The sequence below is a fragment of the Pantoea sp. SO10 genome (assembly GCF_005281435.1).
Lineage (GTDB): Bacteria > Pseudomonadota > Gammaproteobacteria > Enterobacterales > Enterobacteriaceae > Pantoea > Pantoea leporis.
Window position 1 is genome coordinate 2,039,508 of sequence record NZ_CP040095.1, and the last position, 18,105, is coordinate 2,057,612.

Genomic DNA, 18,105 nt, shown 5'->3' on the forward strand with positions numbered 1-18,105 from the left:
ATGAATCGCGCCGCTACAGTAGGTGCGGTTATTGCAATCAGTACTTAACCGAATGGCATTAATACACGATCTCTAATAAGACAGGTTACGGATGGAAAAAAACACGCTTTCTCAGGACTCCGAGCTGCTGACGGAAATAGCTGTTGCCTATTATCAGGACGAAATCACCCAGGAGGAGATCGCGCGTAAGTTTGGTATTTCCCGCATTAAAGTCGGCCGGTTGCTCAAACGCGCACGCGAAGAGGGCATCGTCGAAATCAACGTGCGTTACCATCCCGTCTTCAGCACCCGCCTCGAACAACAGCTGCAAAATCGCTTCCCACAACTGCAACGTGCGCTGATAGCGCTCGATCAGCCCGATCAGGAAGAGCAGCGACGTCAGGTCGCCGCGCTGGTGTCGTCACATTTAGCGCAGTCGCTGAAAGACGACGCCATTGTTGCCGTTGGTCAAGGACGCAACGTGGCCGCTGTCGCCGATTATCCCGGCCAGGTGCCGACGCGTAATTGTCTGTTTATCAGCGGTATTGGCGGCACGCATCGTCCCGGTGATGCCATTAACGCCGACCATATCAGCCGTCGTCTGGCGAAGAAGTTCGGCGGCATCAGCGAAACGCTTTACGCGCCCGCTTATGTTGAGAACCGCGCGTTGCGCGATGCGTTTATGCAAAACGGCACCATCAAAGAGACGCTGGACCGCGCGCGTAAAGCCGACGTGGCGCTGGTGGGCATCGGCGACATGAACGAAAACAGCTATATGGTGAAACTCGGCTGGTTCACACCGCACGAAATCATCGACGCCAGCGTTAATCAGGGCGTGACGGGGGATGTCGCCGGCTACGACTTCTTTAATTCGCAGGGCCAGCACGTGGATACCGTGATGAACGATCGCGTCATTGGGCTGAGCATTGATGAACTCCGCAAGATTCCCTGCGTGATTGCCATTGCCGCGGAAAATACCAAAGCGATGGCGATCCTCGGCGCACTGCGCACTGGCGCGATTGATATTATCGCCACCACCGCGCAGAACATCCGCACCATTCTGAGTTTGTCGCAGGAGAAGGTTTAGTTAAACGGTTCACTGCGTTTATTCATTAGGTCATCAACGGCGATCATCGCCGTTAATACGGCGTATTTTAAACCTGGCGTACAGCCTTATTCCGCCACGCGCAGTGCCATAACCGAACGGTCTTGTTCGTGCTAGGTCCAGGATATATCCTGTATTTTTCCTTGTTGAGAATCCCTGCCTGATGACTAACGCGCGCTTGCTCTCGGTTGAAAATCTCTCGCTGCACACTCACGATCAGCGCTTGCTGGTGGATAACATCTCTTTTCATCTCGATCGCAAGGAAATCCTGGCGTTAGTTGGCGAATCGGGATCTGGCAAAACCTTGACCTCGCTGGCGCTGATGAGTTTGTTGCCGGCGGGCGTGCAGCAGAGTGGCGGCCGCGTGGTGTTCAATGGCGAGCCGCTGGATGCGCGCACAACCCAGCAATTGCGTGGTTGCCGCATCGCCACGGTGTTTCAGGAGCCGATGACCAGCATGAATCCCACGCTGCGTATTGGTGAACAGATTGCCGAAGTGCTGGTGCGGCATCGTCAGTTTGGCTGGAAACAGGCGCAGCAGGAAGCGATAGCGCTGCTGGATCGCGTCGGCATCGTCAATCCAGCGCAGCGCGCGCGGCAGTATATTCATCAGCTGTCGGGTGGCATGCGGCAACGGGTGATGATCGCCAGCGCCATCAGCGGTCAGCCGGAGTTATTGATTGCCGATGAGCCGACCACCTCGCTGGACGTGACTATTCAGGCGCAGATTCTGGCACTGTTGCAGGAGTTGCAGCAGGAGATGGGCATGGGGATCTTGTTGATCACCCACGATCTCTCGGTGGTAGCGCGCTACGCCGACCGCGTCTCCGTGATGCAGCAAGGGCAGCTGGTTGAGCAGGGCGCGGTGCTGAGTACGCTCGGCGCGCCAACGCATCCTTACACGTGCAAATTGATTGCTGCTTCGGCAGCGCAAATCCCCGAGGCGACTGCGCCGGTTGCACAGCCGCCGCTGCTGGTGCTGCGCGACATCAGTAAAAGCTATCCGCTGCCGCGCCGCATGCCGCTGTGGCCGGCCAAACGGCAAACCGTGTTGCATCCGGCGAATCTGTCGATTGCGCAGGGCGAAATTGTCGGACTGATTGGCGAATCCGGCTCCGGTAAAACCACATTGGGCAGTGCGGCGATTGGTCTGATTACGGCGGATGGCGGCGAAGTGCATTTTCAGGGGCAGCATTTGCAGGGCCGTCAGCTGCATAGCTTACGTCGCCACACGCAGATTATTTTCCAGGATCCTTATGCCAGCCTGAATCCGAAAATCCCGGTTGGTGAGCAGATCGCCGAACCGCTGCGCGTCTGGCAACTGCGCAAAGGCGCGGCGGTGGATGCGCGGGTCAAAGAGCTGCTGGCGTTGGTGGGATTGAAGGCCGAACATGCCACCCGTCTGCCGGGCGCGTTCTCGGGCGGCCAGCGTCAGCGTATTGCCATTGCACGCGCGCTGGCGATGGAGCCGAAGCTGCTGGTGGCGGATGAAGCGGTAGCGGCGCTGGATTTATCGGTGCGCGGGCAGATTCTGGCGCTGTTTAATACGCTGCGCCACAAGCTGGGATTATCGGTGCTGTTTATCAGCCACGATCTCGGCGCGGTGCGTCAGTTGTGCGACCGCGTGGTGGTGATGTATCACGGCAGGATTGTGGAGTCCGGCGCGACCGCCAGCGTGATTAACCATCCACAGGACAATTACACCCGCCAGCTGCTCGCCGCTGCGCCGGACGTGCAGCAGGCGCTGGCGCTGCGATCAGCTGCCGTGTAACAGCGGCAGTTCGTGGTGCTCGGCCCATTCGTGCCAGGAACCGACGTACACCGAAACATGGGGATAGCCCGCCAGTTTTAACGCCGCCAACACCGTGGCGGCGCGGGCACCACGATGGCAATAAACCTGCAACTTCGCGTTTTTACTCAGTCCTGCCGCCTCGGCGCGTGCGGCAATCTGCTGCGCTGATAAGAAATGGCCGTTGGCGATGACATCTTCCCAGAACAGTAGCTGAGAATGCGGAATCCGTCCCGCGCGCTGACAGCAGGCATGCGCAAAGCTGCCGTCAAACTCGCTGGGGCGACGGGCATCCACGTTGATCACCGCCACGCCATCCGCTGCTAGTACCTGTTCACGGCTGCACACCAGCTCGCGATTCCACGCGGGTGCGTTGGCTGCCGGTGGATGCGCCACGGTACGGCTTAATCCCAATCCCGGCGCGAGTTCATAGCCTGCCGCAATCCAGGCATCCACGCCGCCATCCAGAATCAGCGCATCATCACGCTTGAGCAGCCAGGCGAACCAAGCGCCGCGCGGTGAACGCATGCCAACCTGCTGCTCGAAAAACACCGGCGTGGCGTTGGGATACGCGGTAAACATCGGCTGCAGCGCGGTGGCGGCTTCGGCTGCCATCACCGCTAAACCTGTCTCGCTGCACTCCTCAATAAAATAGTCGTAGACGTTACAGTGCTGCGCGCCAGGCAAGGTGGCGCGTTGCCAGTCGGCAAATTCGCGGACATCGATCAGCAGAAACGCTTCGCCGCGCGCCTGGCGCTGATGCAGTGAAAGCACATCAATGATCATGCAGAACTCCTGAAAACAGCGACTGCAACGAACCGAGCTCGTCGTGCTCAGCGGCCTGTAACACGCGGGCGGCGAGGGCGATATCAAACACGTTGAGGCCAAATGAGGAGAAATAGACGCTGTCATCGGGCTGGGGACGCCAGTGATCCAGCAGCAGCGCCGTGAGATCGGCCGCCACATCTTGTTCAGCAAACTCCCCGGCGCGGAACATCTGGAACAGGCTTTTGGCGCTGCGCTGGGAAAAATCGCCCCACGCATCCACCACCACCTTGCTGCTGGCTTTGATGGCGGCAAAACTCACTTCGTGATAACCGACCTGCACAATGATCCTGCCGGGACGTACCGCTGCGGCGTCGACAATCGGCTGGTCGGCGCTGGTACAGGTCAGCACGGCGTCATAAGGCTGCGCCAGAGCGAGCGACAGATCGGTTTCGATCTGCACTTCGCGCAACGCACTGAGTTTAAAAGGGGAGCGATTCCACACGCCAATCTGTTCCAGCTGCGGAAACAGCTGCAGCAGCATGCGCAGATGCGCCTGAGCATGTAAACCGGCGCCGAGCAGCAGCACGCGTTTTACCGGACGCGGTGCGGCCAACTGTAACGCCAGTGCGCTCACCGCCGCAGTGCGCGCCGCGGTGAGTGCCCCGCTGGCCAGCAAGCCGCGCGGAATGCCGCTCTGCGCATCGTTAATCAGGGTCAAGGCTAGGGCGGCGGGCAACGCATCCGGTCGCTGTGGACGATGTGCCGTCCACTTCACGCCTGCGGCATTGTAGCTGCCGCCGACGCGCGCCGGTAAGGCATACGCTTTACCGAGCGGCGTACCGAGGTCGATGTGATTTTCGGCGGGCATCTGCGCTTCGCCAAGACGCATCAGCTGAATCACCGCTTTGACGTCTTCCAGCGCCAAAGCGATATCCCCGCCGCCTAATTGCGCGACGGTGGCTTCATCCAGTACACGCAATAAGGCTTCCATTACGCCTCCAGCAGGCGATCGGCGAAGGGATAAAGCGCCGGAGAACCGCCACAATGCACGAAGGTCACGCGCGATCCCTGCGGAATGCGCCCCTGTTCGACCAGCGAGAACAGGCCGTGCATCGCTTTACCGGTGTAAACCGGATCCAGCAGCACGCCCTCCAATTGGGCGAGTTGATAGATGGCAGCGATGCCGCCGTCCGATGGCACGCCGTACGCCTGACCGACATAACCATCCTCAATCCAGATATCCTCCGGCTGCCACTGCTGCAGCCATTGCAGCAGATCGGAACAATCCTGCGCCATGCCGGCAATGCGTGGCTGGAACAAGTCGGCTTTGGCGCTGACGCTCACGCCAATCACCTTAGTATTGGGCCAATAGCGACGCGTGCCCACATGCAATCCCGCCAGCGTGCCGCCGGAACCGGTGGGCGCGACGATGAAATCGGGTGCGGGCGTCTGGCTGGGTGCCAGCTGCGCTGCTATCTCTTCCACTGCGCGTACATAACCCAATGCGCCGAGTGGCGTTGCGCCACCCAGCGGAATAATCATGGGGGTTTCACCTTGCGCGAGAGCCGCATCAGCGTGCGCCTGCATCGCACCTTCAATCTGGCTGAAATAGCCGTCGGGATCGAGGAACTGCACCTCGGCCCCGAACAGCTTATCCAGCAGCAGATTCCCCTGCCAGCTTGCGGGCGGATTGCCCCGCAGCACCAGCACCGGACGCATACCAAACTTGCGTGCGGCGGCAGCCACCATGCGGGCGTGGTTCGACTGATGCCCGCCGGTGGTGATCACCACATTCACGCCTGTTTTGCAGGCCTCCGCCATCAGATACTCCAGCTTGCGGACTTTGTTGCCGCCGCCGCCGAAGCCACTGTAGTCATCACGTTTGATCGTCAGCGTAATCCCAAGTGCCTCACTGAGCCGCGGCAGCGGCTCGTGAGGAGTGGGGAAGAAGCCGAGCGGAACGCGTTCAAACTCTTCTACTGATTTCATTATTTACTACCTTTATTTTTGTGTACTGCGGTGTTTCCCTGGTGTGGCGCGACCCGGCCAATGGCCGAATCATTGAATGCGTTGAGCCACAGGCTCATGGATTGCTGGAAGCGTTCGAGTCCCGCCAGCGTGACAAACTCATTGACGGCGTGCGCGTTGCCGCCGTGGCCTAATCCGCCAATCAGAAAGGCGGGCGCAACGGCCGCGAAAGCGTAGGCGGGCGCACAGCCCGGCGCCCACGGCCAGATTTGCGGTGCCGCGCCCAGCGTTTGATAGCTGGCGATCAGGGCATCGACGCCGCTGGCGCTGCGACTAAAGCGCACGCCGGGATAGCGATCAAACAGGTGCAGCTCGCTGCCAGCTAAATCGGCTTGTGCCAGCCGCTGCTGCACGTCGGCAATCATCGCGTCCTGATCGAAACCCGGCGGGATGCGAAACGCCAGCTCCGCGCTGGCACGGAACGGGATGACGCCGCGTCCGCCCGGCGGATCGCTGTGCAATTCCGCCAGCGTTAAAACCGCGCTGCCGAGCAGCGTTTGCAGGCAGCTCAGCGTGTCGCCTGCGATCATCAGGCGCTGACTGCGACGGAACTGCAGTTCGTCATCGATGCTGAATTCAGCGGCTAAGGTCGCCAATAACTGATTCGCCTCATCGTCCGTGGCGTGACACGCTAATACGCCGCTGTGTTCAGCTGGCGCGATGGCATCTAATGCCTGCACTAAACGCCACGCCGGATTGGCGATCCAGCCGGCATTGCTGGCATGAATCGCGGAGGACGGTCCGCCCCATGCGCCGCCGGTGACGCTGAGGCGTCCGCTGGCCAGTCCGGTAAAGCCGAGATAGACGCGCGGTGCGCCGCCACCGTATTCGCACAGTGACGGAAACAGCACGGCTTCAGCGGGAGCAATCGGGCAAGGCTGTTGCGCCAGATAACGCCGCAGCGCGCCGCTGCCCACTTCCTCTTCACCTTCAAGCAGGATTTCGATATTAAAATCGAGCTGCTGGCTCTGCTGCAGTTCACGTAGCAGAATCAGCAGGGCGGCGACCGGGCCTTTGTTGTTCTCTGCACCGCGTCCGACAAATACCGCGCCGAGATCGTCCCAGTGACACACGCCACCGACAAACGGCGGCACATCCCAGCCGGCATCATCCGCAGGCATTACGTCATACATGTTGTACAGCACCACGGTTTTGTTGCTGCCGTTATCGATGCGTACATGGACCAGTGGCGGGACATCATCGGTTTGAGACGCCACCGGATAGACGATCGCGGCATTCAGCTGCGTTACCATCCACTGTTCCAGCCAGGCAGCCAACCCGCGCTGCGAGGATAACTGACCGGCCACGCTTGGCCAGCGCGTCAGTTCACTCAGCAGTTCAAGCGTGGCGTCAAGGCGACTCATAAACGAATCCTCGGGTTCAGCACCAGATAGAGCAGGTCGATCAGCAAATTGATCGCCACAAACACCACGGCGGCGAGCAACACAATCGCCTGCACCAGCGGGAAATCGCGGTTTTGAATCGCCTGAATCGCCAGACGACCAATGCCGGGCCAGGCAAAAATAATCTCGGTCACCAGTGCGCCGCCGAGCAGCGAGGCGAAATACATGCCTTGCACGGTGATCACCGGTATCAGCGCATTACGCAAACCGTGGCGTACCACGATGCGCCAGGCGCTGAGCCCTTTGGCGCGCGCGGTGCGGATATAATCCTGTTGCAGCACATCCAGCAGGCTGGCGCGCGTCAGGCGTGCCACGGCGCTCATGTAAAACGCACCCAGACTGAGCGCCGGCATCACCAGCGCGGCGAAAGTGCCGTAACCGCTGGAGGGCAGCCACTGTAACTTCAGGCTGAATAGCAGAATCAGCAGCAGCCCGAGCCAGAACACCGGAATCGCCTGGCCGGAGAAGGCCAGCAGGCGACATAACAAATCCCACAGGCTGTGCGGCCGCAGGGCGCTGATAATGCCGAGCAGCAGACCGAGCAGCGAACTCCATGCCAGCGCACTCACCGCCAGCAGCGCCGTCGCCGGCAGACGTTCGGCAATCAACGCCAATACCGGCTGGCTGTAGCGCAGCGATTCACCAAAATCCCCGTGCAGCACGCCGCCAAGATAGTGGCTGTATTGCCACAGCAGCGGACGATCAAAGCCCATGCTATGACGAAAAGTAGCGATCTCCTGCTGGCTGGAGCCGGGCGGCATCATCAGCGCCGCCGGATCGCCCGTCATGTGCAGGCTAAAGAAAATCAGCAGCGACACGCCAAGCAGCACTAATACCGATTGGCCAAGGCGATTGAGCAGAATGTTCAGCATCTTAATCCAGCCTTGTGTGCGTGCGACGTAGCAGCGCATCGCCGAGCAGGTTGCAGCCAATCACCAGCGCTGCAATCACCAAACCGGGATAGAGCACCAGCCATTGCGACAGCAGCATGTAAGAGCGACCTTCGCCAATCAGATTGCCCAGCGTTGGCGTGGGTGGCTGAATGCCCATACCGAGAAAACCCACTGAGGCTTCGAGCACGATCAGGCGTGGGATATCCAGCGTTAGCAACACCACCAGCGGCGTCAATAGATTGGGCAGGATATGCCGTAGCAGTATGCGCAGCGGCGAAAAGCCCATGGCGCGCACCGCCTGAATATATTCCAGTTCCCGAATCTCTAAGGTTTTGGCGCGCGCTACGCGGGCATAAATCGCCCAACTGGTGCAGCCCATAATCACAATGATGTTGGTCAGTGATGCACCCATCAGCGCAATCACTAGCAGAATCAATAGAATAAACGGCACCGCCAGCTGGATGTCGATCAGTCGCATGATCAGCGCATCAACCCAACCGCCGGCGTAACCGGCGATCATACCGAGCGCGACGCCAATCACCGCGCCAATCGCCGCCGCGACCAACACCACCAGCAGCGACAAGCGCGTGCCGGAGAGAATGCGCGCCAGCAGATCGCGGCCCAGTTGATCGGTGCCGAGCCAATGCGTAGCTTGCGCACCGGGTGAACCCGGCGGCAGGAACATCTCATTGAGGTTGTTACTTAAGGCATCGGGCAACGGCAGCCACGGAGAGAGTAGCGCCGCGGCAATCACCACGATCAGCAAAAGGCTGCCGATCACCGCATCGCCGTAAATCAGGCGGCGCGGACGGCGCTGCAGCACGGTGCCCGGTGAAATCATTTCAGCCTCAGATCAAACAGCGGGATGCGGGCATCGACGCGGCCTTTGAAGTTGAGCGACGTGCTGTGCGCATACAAGGTATCTTCACGGTACAGCGGCAGCAGCGGCTGTTGTTCCGCGACGCGTTGCTGAATCTGCTCTAACACTTTTTTGCGCGCAACGGGATCGACAATCTGGCGGCTTTGATCGAGCAGCTTATCCAGCTCTGCATCATGCACGGTGGAATAGGGCTCGCCGCTGCGCAGAATTGGGAACAGCGCGGCATCGGCATCCAGCGTCTGCGTAGAACCCCACGCCAGCATATACATCGGAGCCTGTTTCTGAGACGCGACCTGCTGGGTGTAAACCGACCATTCCGGCACTTCCAGCTCGGCTTTCACGCCAATCGCCGCTAAATCCTGCACGATGGCTTGCGCCACATCGGCGCTGGCAATATAGCGGCGCGGCGCCTGGAAGCGCAGGGTAAAGCCGTTAGCGTAACCGGCTGCAGCCAGCAGCGACTTGGCTTTCGCCACATCCTGCGCGGTGGCCGGAACCGCCAGATAACCAAAGTCATTGGCTCCGGCCATGGTGCCGGTTGGCGTGCCAAAGCCGTGCAGCAGCTGTTGGGTATAAGCCTGACGGTTCAACGCCAGCGAAAGCGCCTGACGGACGCGCACATCACTCAGCGGTTTCTCATCATCTTTAAGGCCGAGATAGATCGTCAGTCCGCCGCCTTTCACCTGTTCCAGTTCGACGTTGGGGCGATTTTTCAGCGCGGGCACTAAATCAGCAGGCACGCTTTCAATCAGCTGCACTTCGCCGGTCAGCAGCGCGGTGAGGCGTGCGGTGGCTTCGGGAATCGGACGCCAGGTAACGCGATCAATCGCCGGTTTGCCGCGCCAGTAAGTTTCATTGGCGACCATCACCACTTTTTCATCCGGGATAAAGCTATCAAGCTTGTAAGCGCCGCTGCCTACCGGTTTGCGTGCGAACTCGCTGGCGCCGACTTTCTTCACGTACGCTGGCGGCACAATGTAAGCCGGGTAGCGGCTCATGCGCGTGGGCAGCAGAGGATCCGGGCCGTTGGTGTGGATCTGAACCTGATAGTCGTTGATCACGTCCACTGATTTGATGGTGCGGATATAGGAAATCGTCGGTGCGTGATTGGCGGGGTCTAAAATACGATCGATGGAGAATTTCACCGCTTCGGCGTTCACCGGCTCGCCATCGGTAAATTTCACGCCCTGGCGCAGGGTAAATTGCCAGGTGGTTTCGTTAATCGCTTTCCACTCAGTGGCTAAGCCCGGCTGCAATGACATGTCATCGGCGCGGCGCACTAAGGTATCGAAGATGTTATCTACCAGCGTGGCAGATTCTTTAAGAAAGCCGGGATCCATCGCCGTGGCAGACGTGGGTTGGCCAATGGTCAATTCCGCTGCCTGTACGGCTGGCATCAGAGCAAATAGCAACGCGGTGGTGGCAAACTTCACTGCAGGTAATCTCATAACGTTTCCCAAAATTGCCAACGGCAAGGTAGTGAAAAGAGTGGATACTGCCAGAATCAAGACTGTGCTTATTTGTAATACATGATATATCCTATAATCTGGCAAGTTGGCAATAAAACATTAAAAATAACTTACCATTTGCGAAATTCAGTAGAAGGCCCTCAACGTATGATCGAAATGGATAAAGCGCAGCGCATGAGTTTGACCGCGCAGGTGGAATCGTCACTGCGCAGCGCGCTGATTGTTGGCAAGTTAAAACCCGGCGCACGGCTGGTGACGCGCGATTTGGCGACTCAATTGGGTACCAGCATCACGCCGGTGCGTGAAGCCTTGTTGCGACTGGTTTCTGCCGGAGCATTAGACGCCACGCCAGCTGCGGCGTTTCTGGTTCCGGAAATGACGCACCAGCGCTTTGATGAGATTACGCTGATTCGTAAGCAGCTTGAAGGTTTAGCGGTGAGGGCGGCGACGCCATTTTTGGGAAAAAAACAGATTTCCGAGCTGAAAAAACTCTGCGCGCGCTTTATGCAAGCCAAACAAAGCGGTGATGCCGAGGCGGCGTTAGAAGCTAATCGCGCGTTCCGTTTTACGCTCTATGGCTATGCGCAAATGCCAACGCTGGAGGCGCTGATCGAACAGCTTTGGGTGCAGATCGGTCCGTGCTTTAACTATCTCTATCCGCAGCCGGCTGAGGTGGTGAATGGGCATCACAACTATGATCATCTGCTGGAAGCGCTACAGGCGGGTGATGCGGTCACCAGTGAGAAGATATTAATGAAAGCGATTGATGATGGGGCTGCGATCTTGCATCAGCACTATTTCAATCAGTAAAAAGTCATAAGAGCGCAATTCATTGCGCATCTGATTAACCGCGCGGTCACCGCAATGACATAAAACCTTCATTTCCTTCCGCTAGCTTACCGCCATTCTGATTTCTGGATTGCGGATGCATGAGCCACCTTTCGCTTCACCACATCACTAAAGCCTGGGGCGAGAAAATCGCCCTGGACGACATCAGCTTCGACGCGGCAGAAGGCGCGTTTGTCGCGCTGCTCGGTCCGTCGGGCTGCGGTAAATCGACGCTGCTGCGTACCATCGCCGGGCTGGAAACAGCCGATCGCGGGGCGATCCACTTTAATCATGCCGATATCACCCATCTGCCGCCGTCGCAGCGCAAGCTATCGATGGTGTTTCAATCTTACGCGCTGTTTCCCCACCTTAACGTGCGTGAAAACCTGCTGTTTGGTTTGAAAGCGCGCGGCGAGGAGAAACAATCGTTTGCTGCACGCCTGGATAATGTCAGCAAGCTGATGGAGCTTGATAAGCTGCTGGATCGTTTGCCGTCGCAGCTCTCCGGCGGACAGCAACAGCGCGTGGCGCTGGGCCGTGCGGTGATCGCCAATAATACGCTGTGTTTAATGGATGAGCCGCTGTCAAATCTCGACGCCAGGCTGCGGCAAAGCATGCGCCGTGAAATCCGCGCGCTGCAGAAAAAACTCGGTTTGACCATGCTGTACGTCACGCACGATCAGACTGAAGCGATGAGCATGGCCGACAGCATTATCCTGCTCAACGATGGCCACATTGAACAGCACGGCACGCCAGACGATCTCTACAACAATCCCGCCAGCGTGTTTGCCGCACAGTTCATTGGCGCACCGCCGATGAACATCCTGCCGCTGCAGCGCAATGGCGCGCATCACTATCTGCTGCATCTCACCGCGCCGGTAGTGGAATACCGCGACGCGCCGCTGAGCCTTGGATTGCGTGCCGAAGATATCCAGCCGATCGCTGCAGAACAGGCGGCGCTGACCGCGCGGGTGATCAGTTCTGAATATATGGGCGCTGATACCTTGCTGGTGTGCCTGCTTGCTGGCATCAGCGAACCGCTGACCATCAAAGTGCCGGGCATGCAGCGCTTCACCGATGGCAGTGAAGTGGGATTGCAGTGGTCCGCCGCGCGGCAATATCTGTTTCATCGCGAGAGCGGTAAGCGCTGCGTGCCAGCCGAACAACAGATGTTTGCTTCACAGAAAAAATACGCTGTTTAACCGTTGTCATTTGCCCAAGGGAAAATCATGTCTGCGATTCGTTATTCACGTCTTTCTGCATTAGTGCTCGCCATCACCACCTCAGCTTTTGCGGCTGAACCGGTCAAGCTACAAATGTATTACCCGATCGCGGTGGGCGGCAAAGTGAGCCACACCGTGGATTCGCTGGTGGCGGATTTCCAGAAAGTGCATCCGGACGTGAGCATTCAGCCGGTGTATACCGGTGACTACGCCACCACCGTCACCAAAGCGTTGACCGCCTTTCGTGGTGGCAACGCGCCGCAGCTGGCGGTGATCGGCGATATCGAAGCGTATTCACTGATTGATGCCGGTGCGATTGTGGCGGCCAGCGATTTAGCGCAGGGTGAGGAAGGCAAAAAATGGATCGACGGTTTCTATCCGGCGTTTCTGCGTCATATTGACGGCAAAGTGTGGGGCGTACCGTTTCAGCGTTCAACCGTGGTGATGTACTGGAATAAACAGGCGTTCGAGAAAGCCGGTTTAAACGCCGATACGCCACCGGCCAACTGGCAGCAAGTGGTCGAATTCAGTAAGAAACTCACGATCAAAGATGCTAACGGCGTCAGCCAATGGGGCATCGAGATTCCGTCCACGCCAAACGGCTACTGGAACTTCCAGGGCTTGTCCGCCACCAACGGCGGTCGCCTGGATAACGGCAAAGGCACAGCGGTGCACTTCAATACGCCGGGCAACGTGGAAACGCTGCAGTGGCTGACCGATCTCGGCCAGAAAGAGGACGTGTCGCCAAAGGGTGCCATTGCGTGGGGCACCACGCCGCAGGACTTCATCAGCGGTAAAACCGCCATGATGGTGACCACCACCGGCAACCTGACCAACGTGCGTGATAACGCGAAATTCCCGTTCGGTGTGGCGATGCTGCCGGAGAAAACCCAGCGTGGCAGCCCAACCGGCGGCGGCAACCTGTATGTCTTTAAAAATGCCTCGCCAGAACAGCAGAAAGCGGCGATGGAGTTTATCCGTTGGGTAACCTCACCCGAGCAGGCGGCGCATTGGAGCATCGCCACCGGTTATGTAGCGACCTCTCCGGCGGCATGGGATACCACGGTGATGAAGGATTACGTTAAAGAGGTTCCTCAGGCATTGGTGGCGCGTGAACAGCTGAAGTATGCGCAGCCAGAACTCTCGACTTACAACAGCGTGCAGATTCAGGATGCGCTCAATCACGCGGTAGAAGCGGCGGTGACGCAGGCGAAAACGCCAGCCGAAGCGCTGGAAGACGCGCAGAAGCAAGCCGATCGTCTGCTGAAGTCTTATCAATAATGACGAGCACGATTCTCACCGTCGCGCCGGTTCGTCGTCCCCGGTTATGGTCGATGCAGCTGTATGGCTATCTGCTGACTTTACCGGCACTGAGTTTTTTACTGCTGTTTACGCACTATCCGGCGGTTGCGACCGTATGGGAAAGCCTGTTCAGCGCAGCACGTAACGGTCGTCCAGCCCATTTTGTTGGGCTGGATAACTATCTTGCGCTGCTGGATGACGACATCTTCATTCAGTCGCTGTGGAATAACCTGCTGTATGCGTTGATCACCATTCCGCTGGCGGTAACGCTGGCGCTGCTGATGGCGCTGGCGGTCAATCGTCACATGCGTGCCAATGCGCTGGTGCGCACTGCGTTCTTTATTCCTTCGCTGCTGCCGATGATCGCCATCGCCAATCTGTGGCTGTTCTTCTACACGCCGCAGCTGGGTTTGCTGAATAAGCTGCTGGCGCTGTTTTCGCTGCCAGCGATGAACTGGCTCGGCGAACCGGGTAGCGCCTTGTACTGTTTGATGGCGGTATCGGTATGGCGCGAAGCGGGCTTCTTTATGATCTTTTATCTCGCCGCTTTGCAGCAGATCGATCCGCGCCTGAGCGAAGCCGCGCAGATAGAAGGGGCGTCACGCCGCTATTTCTTCCGCCGCGTGCAGTGGCCGCTGCTGATGCCCACCACGCTGTTTGTGCTGATCAATGCCTCGATGAATGCGTTTCGCATCGTCGATCAGGTGATCGCGATGACCAACGGCGGGCCGAATAACAGCAGTAGCCTGCTGCTGTTCTACATCTATCGCACTGCCTTCAGCTTCTGGGATATGCCCGCCGCAGCGGCAATGACGGTGGTACTGCTAGTGATCCTCGCCACGATTGCACTGCTTAAATTCAACCTGCTGGACAAGCGAGCCCATTACCAATGAAGCTGACAATCACGTTTGGTCGCCTGTGTCTGAATATGGGCATTGGGCTTGCCGCGTTGCTGTGGTTTTTACCGATTCTGGTGGCGATCTGGGTGGCGATTCATCCGGCATCCGATCAGGCGAGCTTTTCGCTTTTTTCGCCGCTGACCTTACAGAACTTCGTTAATGCCTGGCACGCCGCGCCCTTTGGTCGCTACTTCCTCAATACCAGCTTGCTGGTGCTGATGATTGTGGTGGTGCAGCTGATTCTGGCGACCATGGCCGCTTACGCGTTAGTGCGCTTCCGCCTGAAATTTTCCGGCGCGATCTTCGCGCTGATCCTGCTGCAGCTGATGATCAGCCCCGACGTGCTGATTCTGAATAACTACAAAACCATCGGCGCGCTGGGTTTCCGCGATACGCTGACCGGCATCGCGCTGCCGTATTTCTCCTCGGCCTTCGCCATCTTTCTGCTACGCCAGACCTTTAAAAGTATTCCGCTGGTATTGGAAGAGGCGGCGATTGTGGAAGGTGCCAGCCGCTTTTACATTCTGCGCAAGATTTACATCCCGCTGGCGAAGCCGATTTATGTGGCGTTTGCGCTGGTGTCGATCAGCTTCCACTGGAATGATTTCCTCTGGCCGCTGGTGATCACCGATTCGGTCAACGTGCGGCCGCTCACCGTGGGCCTGCAACTGTTCTCGGCGCCGGAGCAGGGCGTGCAATGGGCGTTGATTGGCGCTGCTACGTTAATGACGACGTTGCCGCTGTTGGTGCTGTTCCTGATCTTCCAGCGCCAGTTTATTCAATCTTTTATGCGTGCTGGTATTCGCTAAGGAGTGCTTTTCGTGTCTTATCCGCATCCGCTGACTGAACTGCAGCGTGAACTGCTGGGCGATGTCGCCGAGCTCTATGCCTTGCCCGATGTGCGTTCCGCGCCGCTGAGCAGCACGCTGCGTTTTGGTTTGATTGCCGATCCGCAATATGCCGACATCGACGCCGATATGGCGAAAAATCTCTACTATCGTCACGCGCTGCATAAGCTGCCGCAGGCGATTGCGGTGTTGAATCAGCAGCCGCTGGATTTTGTCGTTACGCTGGGGGATTTAGTCGATCGCGACTGGAACAGCTACGCGGCGATATTGCCGATTTACGATCGCCTCGAACATCCACATGCGGTGGTGCTGGGTAATCACGATGCGCAGACCATCGCGCAGCATCTCAACGAAGCCGCTGCGCTACCCAAAAGCTATTACGCCTTTGGGCTGCAGGGCTGGCGTTTTATTGTTTATGACGGCAACGACATCAGCCTCTATTGCAACACGCAGAACGGTGACGATCGCAAGCAGGCGGAGGCGATGCTGGTGGACCTGACCGCGCGCCAGCAGCCGCAGGCGAAACCCTGGAACGGTGCGGTAGGAACGCAGCAAATGGCGTGGATTGAGCAGCAGTTGCAGCAAGCCCAGCAGCAAGGGGAGAAAGTGGTGGTGTTTGGGCATTATCCGCTGGCGCCGCATAACAGCCACAACTTACTCAACGGCAGCGCGCTGGCAGAGCTGCTTTCTAGTTACAACATACAATTTTGTTTCTCTGGACACGATCACCGCGGCGGCTTTGCGCGCATTGGTCAGACAGGCTTCTATACGCTTAAAGGCATGCTGGATGGGGCAGACGAGGTGCCGTTTGCGGTGGTTGAAATTGAGGGCGATGAAGTCATCGTGAAAGAATACGGTGTCGAGTCGCCATTTATGGCGACCACTCATGATGATGCCGGCATCTGCCCGCGCTGACGATGTGTCGCAATCTCTTCGGCGCGTTGCAGCAACTGCTGCAAATCATCCTCATCGATATCCAGCACTTCACCGCTCTCCAGCGCCTGATGCAGGTCTTCACGCGTAATCGCTACGTCGATCACCACAGGCGGCGCTTTGGTTTCCGTTGCCGCCAGCGGATGCGGGTAACGACGTCCGGCGAGATTGTTAAACAGCAACGCCAGCAGCGCGAGGCAAACCGAGTTCAACAGCACCGGCGTCAGAATAAAGTGGTAACCCAGTTGCTGGACGCCGTTACCGCCCAAAATTGCGGTCAGCGCCACCGCGCCGCTCGGTGGATGCAAACAGCGCAGTTGAAACATCAACGCGATCGTCACACAGGCCGCGATACCACACGCCAGCGCGGGATGGGGAACCCACAGCGCGGTGGTGACGCCAACAACGCCCGCCACCAGATTGCCGCCGACAATTGACCACGGCTGCGCCAGCGGGCTGTTCGGCAGACCAAACAGCAATACCGCTGAAGCGCCCATCGGCGCGACAAACCACAGATTCACTTCACCGAGCAGCCAGTGGCTGGTCAGGCTGGTCATCATTAAACCCAATCCCGCGCCAATGCTGGCGATGATCATCTGCTTTCTGCCTCCCGGTAACGGATGAGGCCAAAGGCGGGCCAGAAAGGTGCGCACGGAGGTTATCCACGTCACCGATGGCTGATTTGTCATTAAGGAATCACTCTGTCATAAGAAAAAACGATGGGTGCGAATTGTCGCTGATCGATCCGCTGACAACAACCACATTGTTAGTGTGCTGTTATATCGTGGTAAGAGAAATGCTGATGATTGTCGCGAGGCTTAACCAACGCCTAAGGTTGCTGTATAGTCCGTTTTTTTTCGGAGGAACCATGCTGCCTAACTCATCCACACGCCTGAACAAATACATCAGCGAGAGCGGAATCTGCTCACGCCGCGATGCCGATCGTTACATCGAGCAAGGCAACGTTTTCATAAACGGTAAACGCGCTGCCGTCGGTGCGCAGGTGTTTGCAGGGGATGAAGTCAAGGTGAACGGGCAGCTGATTGAGCCGCGTGACGAAGAAGATTTAGTGCTGATTGCGCTGAACAAACCGGTTGGCATCATCACCACCATGGAAGAGGGTGAGCGTGACAACATTGGTGATTTCGTTAATCACAGCAAGCGCGTGTTCCCGATTGGTCGCCTGGATAAAGATTCGCAGGGACTGATTTTCCTCACCAACCACGGCGATCTGGTGAATAAAATCCTGCGTGCCGGTAATAACCACGAAAAAGAGTATGTGGTCACCGTTGATAAACCGATCACCGATGAATTTATTGCCGGAATGGGCGCGGGCGTACCGATGCTCGGCACCGTCACCAAAAAGTGCAAAGTTAAAAAAGAGTCAACCTTTGTCTTCCGCATTATTCTGGTTCAGGGGCTAAACCGTCAGATTCGTCGAATGACCAAGCACTTCGGCTTTGAAGTGACCAAGCTTGAACGTACGCGCATCATGAACGTCAGCCTGAAAGGGATTCCGCTCGGCGAGTGGCGCGATTTGACCGATGACGAGCTGATCGATCTGTTCAAACTAATTGAAGACTCATCATCCGAAGATCAAAAAACGCAGAAAACGCAGGCGAAAAAGAAACCCGCCAGCGCGGCCAAAAAGCCCGCGGCGGTTGGCGCTAAACCGGGTGAGAAAGCGGGGGCAAAACCGGCTAATCGCCAGCGTTTCGCCCAGCCAGGTCGTAAGAAGAAAGGGCGTTAATTCTCTTT

General features: G+C 57.8%; 17 protein-coding genes. 9 read left to right on the forward strand and 8 right to left on the reverse strand.

Features of this window, described 5'->3' with window-relative positions:
- The first annotated feature begins 91 nt into the window (after window positions 1–91).
- Window positions 92–1,066: a sugar-binding transcriptional regulator gene (locus tag FCN45_RS09515; protein WP_008104043.1), complete on the forward strand. Its 975-nt coding sequence runs from the start codon at window positions 92–94 to the stop codon at window positions 1,064–1,066.
- A 181-nt stretch (window positions 1,067–1,247) separates the two neighbouring features.
- Window positions 1,248–2,855 (forward strand): ABC transporter ATP-binding protein, encoded by a 1,608-nt coding sequence (locus tag FCN45_RS09520; protein ID WP_137385771.1) that lies wholly within the window; start codon window positions 1,248–1,250, stop codon window positions 2,853–2,855.
- Here FCN45_RS09520 and FCN45_RS09525 read toward each other — a convergent pair.
- The 7 genes from FCN45_RS09525 to FCN45_RS09555 are packed head-to-tail and all read right to left on the reverse strand — an operon-like array spanning window position 2,841 to window position 10,293.
- A complete protein-coding gene (locus tag FCN45_RS09525) occupies window positions 2,841–3,659 on the reverse strand; it encodes a sulfurtransferase (RefSeq protein WP_137385772.1) in 819 nt (272 codons plus the stop codon). The two genes, FCN45_RS09520 and FCN45_RS09525, sit on opposite strands and share 15 nt — an antisense overlap.
- Window positions 3,649–4,632: an ornithine cyclodeaminase gene (locus FCN45_RS09530; RefSeq protein WP_137385773.1), complete on the reverse strand. Its 984-nt coding sequence runs from the start codon at window positions 4,630–4,632 to the stop codon at window positions 3,649–3,651. The genes FCN45_RS09525 and FCN45_RS09530 overlap by 11 nt, the downstream gene beginning before the upstream one ends.
- Window positions 4,632–5,630 carry a 1-aminocyclopropane-1-carboxylate deaminase/D-cysteine desulfhydrase gene (locus FCN45_RS09535; protein ID WP_137385774.1) on the reverse strand — a complete coding sequence of 333 codons (999 nt, stop codon included), beginning with the start codon at window positions 5,628–5,630 and terminating at the stop codon, window positions 4,632–4,634. Before FCN45_RS09535 ends, FCN45_RS09530 begins: the two co-directional genes overlap by 1 nt.
- Window positions 5,630–7,033, reverse strand: coding sequence for a M20 family metallopeptidase (locus FCN45_RS09540; protein ID WP_137385775.1), 1,404 nt, complete (start codon window positions 7,031–7,033; stop codon window positions 5,630–5,632). The genes FCN45_RS09535 and FCN45_RS09540 overlap by 1 nt, the downstream gene beginning before the upstream one ends.
- Complete coding sequence (locus FCN45_RS09545; RefSeq protein ID WP_064738660.1) at window positions 7,030–7,944, reverse strand: ABC transporter permease; 915 nt, start codon at window positions 7,942–7,944, stop codon at window positions 7,030–7,032. Before FCN45_RS09545 ends, FCN45_RS09540 begins: the two co-directional genes overlap by 4 nt.
- A 1-nt stretch (window position 7,945) precedes the next feature.
- Window positions 7,946–8,806 carry an ABC transporter permease gene (locus FCN45_RS09550; RefSeq protein ID WP_101764420.1) on the reverse strand — a complete coding sequence of 287 codons (861 nt, stop codon included), beginning with the start codon at window positions 8,804–8,806 and terminating at the stop codon, window positions 7,946–7,948.
- Window positions 8,803–10,293 carry an ABC transporter substrate-binding protein gene (locus tag FCN45_RS09555; protein WP_137385776.1) on the reverse strand — a complete coding sequence of 497 codons (1,491 nt, stop codon included), beginning with the start codon at window positions 10,291–10,293 and terminating at the stop codon, window positions 8,803–8,805. Before FCN45_RS09555 ends, FCN45_RS09550 begins: the two co-directional genes overlap by 4 nt.
- Window positions 10,294–10,461: 168 nt before the next feature.
- On the opposite strand from FCN45_RS09555, the gene FCN45_RS09560 reads away from it, so the two are divergent.
- The 6 genes from FCN45_RS09560 (at window position 10,462) to FCN45_RS09585 (ending at window position 16,329) form a co-directional block, all read left to right on the forward strand.
- On the forward strand, window positions 10,462–11,124 hold the full coding sequence (locus tag FCN45_RS09560; protein WP_137385777.1) for a GntR family transcriptional regulator: 663 nt from the start codon (window positions 10,462–10,464) through the stop codon (window positions 11,122–11,124).
- Between the two features lie 119 nt (window positions 11,125–11,243).
- Window positions 11,244–12,344, forward strand: a complete 1,101-nt coding sequence (locus FCN45_RS09565) for an ABC transporter ATP-binding protein (protein WP_101764417.1) — start codon at window positions 11,244–11,246, stop codon at window positions 12,342–12,344.
- A 27-nt stretch (window positions 12,345–12,371) separates the two neighbouring features.
- The gene (locus FCN45_RS09570) at window positions 12,372–13,646 is read left to right on the forward strand and encodes an ABC transporter substrate-binding protein (protein ID WP_137385778.1); all 1,275 of its coding nucleotides are present in this window, start codon (window positions 12,372–12,374) and stop codon (window positions 13,644–13,646) included.
- On the forward strand, window positions 13,646–14,560 hold the full coding sequence (locus FCN45_RS09575; RefSeq protein WP_137385779.1) for a carbohydrate ABC transporter permease: 915 nt from the start codon (window positions 13,646–13,648) through the stop codon (window positions 14,558–14,560). The genes FCN45_RS09570 and FCN45_RS09575 overlap by 1 nt, the downstream gene beginning before the upstream one ends.
- Window positions 14,557–15,375 carry a carbohydrate ABC transporter permease gene (locus FCN45_RS09580; protein ID WP_137385780.1) on the forward strand — a complete coding sequence of 273 codons (819 nt, stop codon included), beginning with the start codon at window positions 14,557–14,559 and terminating at the stop codon, window positions 15,373–15,375. Before FCN45_RS09575 ends, FCN45_RS09580 begins: the two co-directional genes overlap by 4 nt.
- 12 nt (window positions 15,376–15,387) lie before the next feature.
- Window positions 15,388–16,329, forward strand: coding sequence for a metallophosphoesterase (locus FCN45_RS09585; protein ID WP_137385781.1), 942 nt, complete (start codon window positions 15,388–15,390; stop codon window positions 16,327–16,329).
- Here FCN45_RS09585 and FCN45_RS09590 read toward each other — a convergent pair.
- Window positions 16,299–17,036 carry an HPP family protein gene (locus FCN45_RS09590; RefSeq protein WP_137385782.1) on the reverse strand — a complete coding sequence of 246 codons (738 nt, stop codon included), beginning with the start codon at window positions 17,034–17,036 and terminating at the stop codon, window positions 16,299–16,301. The genes FCN45_RS09585 and FCN45_RS09590 overlap by 31 nt on opposite strands.
- A gap of 179 nt (window positions 17,037–17,215) precedes the next feature.
- On the opposite strand from FCN45_RS09590, the gene rluF reads away from it, so the two are divergent.
- Window positions 17,216–18,097 carry a 23S rRNA pseudouridine(2604) synthase RluF gene (gene rluF, locus FCN45_RS09595; RefSeq protein ID WP_137385783.1) on the forward strand — a complete coding sequence of 294 codons (882 nt, stop codon included), beginning with the start codon at window positions 17,216–17,218 and terminating at the stop codon, window positions 18,095–18,097.
- The last annotated feature ends 8 nt before the right edge of the window (window positions 18,098–18,105 follow it).